The sequence below is a fragment of the Faecalibacterium sp. An58 genome (assembly GCF_002161515.1).
In the GTDB taxonomy this organism is placed as follows: Bacteria; Bacillota; Clostridia; order Oscillospirales; family Ruminococcaceae; genus Faecalibacterium; species Faecalibacterium avium.
This window is the reverse complement of sequence record NZ_NFHX01000008.1, coordinates 87,775-94,641: the sequence shown is the minus strand read 5'-3', so window position 1 is coordinate 94,641 and position 6,867 is coordinate 87,775. Positions and strand designations below refer to the sequence as shown.

6 protein-coding genes are annotated in these 6,867 nt (G+C 62.7%); 5 read left to right on the top strand and 1 reads right to left on the bottom strand.

The window, feature by feature from the left end; translation table 11 throughout:
- Window positions 1–30: 30 nt before the first annotated feature.
- The 3 genes from B5G12_RS07445 (at window position 31) to B5G12_RS07435 (ending at window position 3,253) form a co-directional block, all read left to right on the top strand.
- Complete coding sequence (locus B5G12_RS07445) at window positions 31–1,470, top strand: leucine-rich repeat domain-containing protein (RefSeq protein WP_087324464.1); 1,440 nt, start codon at window positions 31–33, stop codon at window positions 1,468–1,470.
- Window positions 1,471–1,663: 193 nt separating this feature from the next.
- Window positions 1,664–2,860: a threonine ammonia-lyase gene (gene ilvA, locus B5G12_RS07440; RefSeq protein WP_087324463.1), complete on the top strand. Its 1,197-nt coding sequence runs from the start codon at window positions 1,664–1,666 to the stop codon at window positions 2,858–2,860.
- Window positions 2,861–2,881: 21 nt separating this feature from the next.
- Complete coding sequence (locus B5G12_RS07435; protein ID WP_087324462.1) at window positions 2,882–3,253, top strand: RidA family protein; 372 nt, start codon at window positions 2,882–2,884, stop codon at window positions 3,251–3,253.
- Window positions 3,254–3,320: 67 nt separating this feature from the next.
- Here B5G12_RS07435 and B5G12_RS07430 read toward each other — a convergent pair whose 3' ends face one another.
- Window positions 3,321–4,304 (bottom strand): GDSL-type esterase/lipase family protein, encoded by a 984-nt coding sequence (locus B5G12_RS07430; protein WP_087324461.1) that lies wholly within the window; start codon window positions 4,302–4,304, stop codon window positions 3,321–3,323.
- A gap of 182 nt (window positions 4,305–4,486) precedes the next feature.
- Here B5G12_RS07430 and B5G12_RS07425 point away from each other — a divergent pair, with 182 nt between their 5' ends.
- Both B5G12_RS07425 and thiI read left to right on the top strand, forming a co-directional pair.
- On the top strand, window positions 4,487–5,638 hold the full coding sequence (locus B5G12_RS07425; RefSeq protein WP_087324468.1) for a cysteine desulfurase family protein: 1,152 nt from the start codon (window positions 4,487–4,489) through the stop codon (window positions 5,636–5,638).
- A 24-nt stretch (window positions 5,639–5,662) separates the two neighbouring features.
- Window positions 5,663–6,862, top strand: coding sequence for a tRNA uracil 4-sulfurtransferase ThiI (gene thiI / locus B5G12_RS07420; RefSeq protein ID WP_087324460.1), 1,200 nt, complete (start codon window positions 5,663–5,665; stop codon window positions 6,860–6,862).
- The last annotated feature ends 5 nt before the right edge of the window (window positions 6,863–6,867 follow it).

Here is a 6,867-nt window from a genome sequence, read left to right as displayed (position 1 = left end):
GTATAGCTTTTTGTACACAGGAGGCAAATCATGCGTTTGAGACGGCCTATTGCGTTCATCCTGTCGGCGGCGCTGGCGGCAAGCGCCCTCACCGGCTGCGACAGTTTTTCGGGCCACGCGGCGGCTGCGGCCAACAGCGCCCAGGTGCAGCAGCTGATCGAATTCATCGCGGACCTCGGTCTGGAGCGGGACCTGCGGCAGGCTTTGCAGAAGGGCGGCGATCTGCGCCAGGCCCTGCTCACCCTGCTGGGTCTGGAAAACGCGGTCAACTTCAATGTGGACGGTCTGACCAGCGCCCGGCCCGGCCAGCACGCGGTGCAGGTGTGGGAGGTGACCGCCCAGAGCGCCGAGGACGCCGCAGCGCTGGCGGCCTCCCAGATCCGCGCGGTGCTGGAGCAGCTGAAATCCAGCGGTGTAACGGAAGGCCGCATCGGCATGGTGGAGGTAGACGGCAAATACTACGTCGTGGTGGACGTGGAAGTGACCGAGGAAAATACCTTTGAGCCGATAAGGCCCGCGAGCGACGGGGATGATGACAGCGAGGACGATACAATACCCGGCGTGACAGTAGAAAATGGTTTGCTGATCGTTAATGTGGCAGATCTGGAGCTAAGTCAAAACACTGATATAACCGCTGAGAATATTATAGAAGTCATCAACAAGAAAGCCGGGACAAGTTATATTAACAGCAGCATCAAAGTTCTTAATTTGAGCGGCTGCGCAGGCTTGACCATCATTGACAACGGTGCATTTGCTAGCTGCACCAGCCTGACCAAAATCATCCTGCCAGAGGGCTTGGAAACCATTGGCACCAGTGCATTTGCGGGCTGCGAAAAACTGACAACAGTCACCCTGCCCAGCACGGTGTCCGAGATTGGCAACTATGCATTTTCTCTCTGCGACAACCTGACCGAAATCACTCTGCCCGATGGCTTGAAAAGCATTGGCGGCGTGGCATTTGCAGGCAGCGGTCTGACCAAAATCAACTTGAGCGGCTGCACAAGCTTGAAAAGCATTGGCGACAGTGCATTTCAGAACTGCACCAGCCTGGAAACAGTCCTACTGCCCGAGCGCTTGGCGGAAATTGGTGTCCAAGCATTTTACGGCTGCAAGAGCCTGACCTCGATCGACCTGCACAACACCCAGGTGAAAACCATTGGCAACAATGCATTTATTGAATGCACCAGCCTAGAAACAATCACCCTGCCCAGCACGGTGACTGAGATTGGCGGCTGTGCATTTCAGAACTGCTCCGGCCTGGAAAACATAACCTTTTACACCGTACCAAATACGATTGAGAGAGAAGCATTTAAGGGCGTCAAGGCAGAGGACCTCATCATTCATTGCCCCAGCGGTAAAACTAATGATCTCAAAGAAAAATTGAAAGCCAGCGGTTTGTCAGAAGATAAGATAGCTAAAATACACTTTGAAGATGACCTCACCACCTTCACCTACCTCCTCGGCCTCTGACCCACAGCGCCCCCGCCCTTGCAAAAGGGGCGGGGGTTTTGCTGTGCCGGCGGTTTGGGCGGGCGGCGTGGTGAAACTGTTTCATTTGACAAAACAGTTTTTTTAAACTATACTGTTCTCTATCAGCAGAAAAAAGTCTAAGCGGAAAGGATGTTGCAGGGCCAAGCGCCCTGCGTGGTTTACGAGAGGGATTATGCTTACACTGGATAAAATCTATCACGCCGCCTTTGTCCTCAAGGACATCGCCCGCCGCACCGACCTGATCGAAGCGCCGCAGCTGTCCCAGGGATGCAGGCTGTACCTCAAGACCGAAAACCTGCAGGTGACCGGCAGCTTCAAAGTCCGGGGCGCCTACTACAAGATCAGCCAGCTGTCCGAGGCAGAGCGGGCCAAGGGGGTCATCGCCTGTTCGGCCGGCAACCACGCCCAGGGCGTGGCCCTGGCGGCTACCCGGATGGGCATCCGCAGCATCGTCTGTATGCCCGACGGCGCGCCCATCATGAAGGTGGAAAACACCAAGAGCCTGGGCGCGGAAGTATGCCTGGTGCCCGGCACCTACGACGACGCCCACGATTACGCCGTCCAGCTGCAGTCCGAGACCGGTATGACCTTCATCCACCCCTACGACGACGAACTGGTCATCGCGGGGCAGGGCACCATCGGCCTGGAGATCCTGGACCAGCTGCCCGACCTGGACGCGGTGATCGTGCCGGTGGGCGGCGGCGGCCTGATCTCGGGCATCGCCTTTACCATCAAGAGCCTGCGCCCGGACGTCAAGGTCTATGGCGTCCAGGCGGCGGGGGCGCCCAGCATGGTGCTTTCGATGCAGAACCACCAATACCAGACCCTGGAGGCCGCCTCCACCTTTGCCGACGGCATCCAGGTCAAGACCCCCGGCGAGGTCACCTACCAGATGTGCGAAACGTACGTGGACGGGATGGTCACCGTCAGCGAGGACGAGATCGCGGCGGCCATCCTCTCCCTGATGGAGAATCAGAAACTGGTGGCCGAGGGCGCCGGCGCGGTGCCGGTGGCGGCGGCCCTCTACGATAAACTGCCCATCCAGGGCAAAAAGGTGGTCTGCCTGGTCTCGGGCGGCAACATCGACGTCAATATCCTCAGCCGGGTGATCACCCGCGGCCTGATCATGAGCGGGCGCAAGTCCAATCTGACCATCGCCCTGGAGGACAAGCCCGGCCAGCTGACCAAAGTATCCCGGATCGTGGCCGACTGCGGCGGCAATGTGGTGTCGGTGCAGTACGACGGTTCCGACCCCAATATGCCCATTTCCAGCTGCTTCCTCAAGCTGGGCATGGAGACCCGCGACATTGCCCAGATCAACCAGATCCGGGCCGAACTGGCCAAAGCCGGCTTCCAGCTGGTGGGCTGACCCAAGAAAGGAGCTTTTACCATGAACGTGATCTCTACATCCAACGCGCCTGCGGCCATCGGCCCTTACAGCCAGGCGCTCGACCTGGGCGATCTGGTGTTTGTTTCGGGACAGCTCCCGGTGGACCCCGCCACCGGCGCCATGCCCGACACGGTGGAGGCGCAGGCCGCCCAGAGCCTGGCCAACATCCGGGCCATCCTGGCCGAGGCCGGCCTGACCATGGCCCACGTGGTCAAAACGGTGATCTTCCTGGCCGACATCAACGACTTCGCCGCCGTCAACCAGGTCTATGCCCAGGCATTCGCCCAGCCCTACCCTGCCCGCAGCTGCGTGCAGGTGGCCGCCATCCCCAAGGGCGCCCGGCTGGAGATTGAGTGCATCGCCAAGCGCTGAACCATCTGCAAAAAAGCAACGCCCCTGCTCTTCCCTGCGGAAGGGCGGGGGCGCTGTCGCGTCCGGTTCAGGCGGCCAGAGGGGCAGCCGAAGCGGCCGCGGCACTGTCCGCCGTCTGAGCGGTGGGGTCCTCGGGGGTAACGATCTCGGTGTGCGCCACATGGGTGCGCAGATAGTTCACCCAGGCCGCATAGCCCTCGGGCAGCAGATGGTAGCCGTCGGGCTGGGCGTACTCGGCTTTCAGGTCGCCGTTGGCGTCGGCCAGCACTTCCCACAGGTCCAGGAAATAACAGCCCTTCTCCACCGCCAGGGCGGCCAGGTCGTTGTTGACCCGGATGAATCGGGCCCCATACATCCCGCTGTGGCCCGCGCCGGCGCTGACCTCAGGCCGCACCGGCGTGATGGACTGGACGTAGATATCCGCGTCGGGCAGCAGCGCCCGGATGTTGTCCAGCATCAGGCTGTAATAATTCAAAAAGCTGGTGTAATCGGTGTCCTGGGTCAGGACGTTGGTGCCCAGCAGGATGTACACCGACTTGGGCGCATAGGAGGCCAGAGCCTCCAGCGGCACTTCCTGTACGCCGTCGATGCGGGTGCAGGTGGTCCCATTGACCACCGCATTGGGCCCTACCCCGCGGTAGGCGCAGTAATGGGCGTTGGGCAGGCCGGTGTCGTAGATCTGCAGCCCCTGGGTCAGACTGTCCCCCAGAAAGACCGCGCTGTCAAAATAGCTCAGGTCCACCGGCTCCGACTCGGTCACCGGCATGGACGCCAGCCGGAAATCCATCGCCGTCGAGCCGTCGGCCCGGGTCTGCACCTGGTACGCGGTGGAGCGCTCATAGCTGAGGGTCCGCCAGGAGGCGTCGGGCAGCGCCTGCTCCAGCAGCGTGATCTGGGGTTCCTGCCGGCTGGGCGGGGTGGGATACAGCTGCCTCCACAACACCCATACACCGCACAAAAGCACCAGCATCACCAGCGCCAGAAAGGTCGCAAACATCCTGCGCCAGCGCCTGTGCAGCACATGACGCCGGTATTCCTGATAATCTGCCATGAGGCAGCACCTCCCTTGCCCCGGCGGGGGCGAATTTTGTTGATCCTGTTTCTATTGTACCATGCCGGCCGCCGGCAGACAAGATTGGATATTAACTGCCTCCCCCTTTCCCCCAGGGGGATTTTATGTTATACTGTTATGTTGATGCATCCGACATTTTTGACAGAAAGCAGGTATTTTTCATGCGCACAGACCCTTCGCTCCACTATCTGGACAACGCGGCCACCACCCTGGTGGACCCCGCGGTGGCCGATGTGATCCACCAGGCGATGCTTGACCACTGGGCCAATCCCTCCTCCCTCTACGGGCCCGGCGTCGAGAGTGAGGACGCCCTTCATAAAGCGCGGGCCGCCCTGGCCCACACCCTCGGGTGCAAAAGCCGCGAATGGTATTTCACCTCCTGCGGCAGCGAGGGGAACAATCTGGCCCTGCTGGGAGGCGTCCGCACCAAGACTTTCGGCAAAAAGATCGTCTGTTCGGGCTTTGAACATCCCAGTGTCCGCCGCCCGCTGGAAGACCTGGCCAGCGCAGGCTGGCAGGTGGTGTTCGTGCCGCCCCACGCCGACGGCAGCTTTGCGGTGGACGAGATGCTCAGCCAGATCGACCGCTCCACCGTGCTGGCGGCCTGCATGATGGTGAACAACGAGACCGGCGCCGTGTGCGACGTGGCCCGCCTGGCCCGGGAAGCCAAAAAGATCAACAGCCGGATGATGGTCCATGTGGACGGGGTGCAGGCCTGGATGCGGCTGCCGGTGCGTCTGGCCGACAGCGGCATCGACAGCTTTACGGTCAGCGGACACAAGATCCACGCCCCCAAAGGGGTGGGCGGGCTGTACCTCAGCGACAAGCTGATCCAGAGCTTCCGCCCGCCCTACCTGGGCGGCGAACAGGAGCGGGGCATCCGTCCCGGCACCGAAAACCTGCCCTATGCGCTGGGGCTGGCGGCTGCCGCCCAGAAACTGGCCCCCACCCTCGGCCAGCGCGCCGCACAGGCCCGGGCCCTCAACCAGCGGCTGCGGCAGGGTCTGACCGCCTTCCCCACCGTGGAGATCAACAGCCCCGACGGGGCGGTGCCCGAGATCCTGAATTTCAGCGAAAACAAGGTGCGCAGCGAGACCATGCTGGCCTGGCTGGCCCAGGAAAAGATCTATGTATCCTCTGCGTCGGCCTGCGGCCGGGGCGAGCCCAGCCACACCCTGGCGGCCATGGGCCGGCCGGCCCGGGCGGTGGATACCGCCATCCGGGTGTCCTTCTGCGCCGACAACACCGAGGCCGACGTGGACGCCTTCCTGGAGCGGTTCGAGGTGGGCATGAAGACCCTGCAGGGAATTTGACATCTGTATAACAGGAGAGAAATTATGCGTGAAGTAATCATCGGTTACCAGGGGGAGATGTCCCTCAAGGGGCTCAACCGCAACCAGTTCGAGTCGGCCCTCATGAAGATCCTGCGCTACCGCCTCAAGGACGCGGGCCGTTTCCAGGTGTGGTGCGCCCAGTCCACCTTCTACATCGAGCCGGAGGACGACGCGGCGGACCTGGACCTGGCCTTTGCCCGGGTGTCCAAGGTGTTCGGCCTGGCGGCCGTCAGCCGCTGCGCCGTCTGCGACAAGGATTTTGACGCCATCTGCGCCGCGGCTGAGAGCTACCTCGGCCAGGCCCTGCGCCAGGTCAAGACCTTCAAGGTGGAGGCACGCCGGGCCGACAAGTCCTTCCCCATGACCAGCCCCCAGCTGATGCGGGAACTGGGCGCCTTCCTGCTGTCCAGGCATCCCTACCTGCGGGTGGATGTCCATCAGCCCGACTTCAAGGTGATCGTCGAGGTGCGAGACCGCGGGGCCTACGTCCACGGACCCAAGACCCCCGGCGAAGGGGGCCTGCCGGTGGGCACCAGCGGCCGGGCTCTGAATATGCTGTCGGGCGGCATCGACAGCCCGGTGGCGGCCTACCGGATGGCCAAGCGGGGCCTGGCGCTGGATCACATCCACTTCGCTTCCCCGCCCTACACCTCCGAGCGGGCCCGCCGCAAGGTGATCGCTCTGGCCCAGCGCACCACCGTCTACACCGGCAGCTGCAATCTGTTCATCGTGCCCTATACCCGTCCCCAGGAGTGCATCCGGGACAACGCCCCGCCCATGCTGTTCACGGTGCTGATGCGCCGCAGCATGATGCGGATCGCCGGGCAGATCGCCCAGCGGCAGGGCTGCGAGGCGCTGGTCACCGGCGAAAGCCTGGCCCAGGTGGCCAGCCAGACCGTCCAGGCCCTGCGCTGCACCGACGCCGCCCAGGACCTGCCGGTGCTGCGCCCCCTGATCGGGATGGACAAGACCGAGATCATCGAGACGGCCCGCCGCATCGGCACCTTTGAGACCAGCATCCTGCCCTATGAGGACTGCTGCACCATCTTCACGCCGCCCCACCCCAAGCTGCGTCCCACCCTGGGGGAGGTACTGGAGGCCGAGGCCGCCATGCCCGATCTGGCCGCCCTGGAGGCTGAGGCCGCCGCTTCGGCCCAGCGGCTGCGCATCCGCATCGACGACCAGACTGAACTGGACGACTGAAAGGA